This window comes from Phytoactinopolyspora endophytica (assembly GCF_004138495.1).
Lineage (GTDB): Bacteria > Actinomycetota > Actinomycetes > Jiangellales > Jiangellaceae > Phytoactinopolyspora > Phytoactinopolyspora endophytica.
Genome location: NZ_ML142870.1, coordinates 110,633 through 111,679 on the forward strand (window position 1 = coordinate 110,633; position 1,047 = coordinate 111,679).

At 71.4% G+C, this 1,047-nt stretch carries 2 protein-coding genes; both read left to right on the forward strand.

The window, feature by feature from the left end; all coding sequences use genetic code 11:
• The coding region (locus ELR45_RS29985) for an NAD(P)/FAD-dependent oxidoreductase (protein ID WP_165368230.1) at positions 1-697 on the forward strand (697 nt) is incomplete at its 5' end.
• Between the two features lie 2 nt (positions 698-699).
• Positions 700-1,035, forward strand: coding sequence for a (2Fe-2S)-binding protein (locus tag ELR45_RS29990; RefSeq protein WP_129669560.1), 336 nt, complete (start codon positions 700-702; stop codon positions 1,033-1,035).
• The last annotated feature ends 12 nt before the right edge of the window (positions 1,036-1,047 follow it).

Sequence of the window (1,047 nt, forward strand, 5' to 3'; positions counted from 1 at the left end):
GGCACGGCTCTACGGCGCTCGCGTCATGGAGGGCGCCGAGGTGACCGGCGGCATCCGGTCCGACGGCGGTCGGCTCACCGGAATCACCACCCGCGCGGGCGGCGACGTCCGCGGCGACGCCGTCGTGGTGGCGGCCGGTCCCTGGTCGGGCGAGCTCACCAGCAGGCTCGCGGCACCGCTTCCGGTCCGTCCCCGCCGGGGCATGGTCCTGGTGACCAGCCGCATGCCGCACCGGATCTTCCACAAGGTCTACGACGGCGACTACGTCGGAGCGGTCGGCTCCGACGCCGCAGCACTTCAGACCTCCACCGTGGTCGAGAGCACCGCGGCCGGCACCGTGCTGATCGGGTCGTCGAGGCAGCAGATCGGGTTCGACACCCGGTTGCAGGTGCCAGTGCTCCGCGAGATCGCCGCGAAGGCCACCGTCCTGTTCCCCTTCCTCGCGGACATGCCCGTCATGCGCTGCTACGGCGGCTTCCGGCCCTTCGTCCCCGACCATCTCCCGGTCATCGGCCCGGACCATCGGCTGCCCGGCCTCTGGCACGCTACCGGCCACGAGGGTGCCGGCATCGGCCTCTCAGTCGCGACCGGTGAGCTGCTCCGAGACCTCATGCTGGGCCACGAACCGGCCATCGATCCGGCACCGTTCTCCCCCGCGCGACCCAGCCTCGCAGCCCATCTCGAGGAGGTGGCCTAGCCATGCCGCCACGTTCCGTACCCGCAGGCGACGACCCGATCCGTCCGCGCGGCGGCGATGAGGTCACCATCACGATCGACGGTGTGCGACACACCGGCCGGGCCGGGCAGACGATCGCCGGAGTCCTGCTCACCGCCGGCGTACTGTCCTGGCGCCGCACGTCCTACTCACAGGCGCCACGCGGTGTCTTCTGCGGCATCGGTGTCTGCTTCGACTGCATCGTGTCCGTCAACGGCCAGCGCGACGTACGCGCCTGCCAGCGCCGCGCCGCGGACGGCGACGTCGTCGCCACCCAGCACGACAAGCTCCCCGCCGACGAAGGCGGTCACCATGGTTGAGGTCCTCGTCAT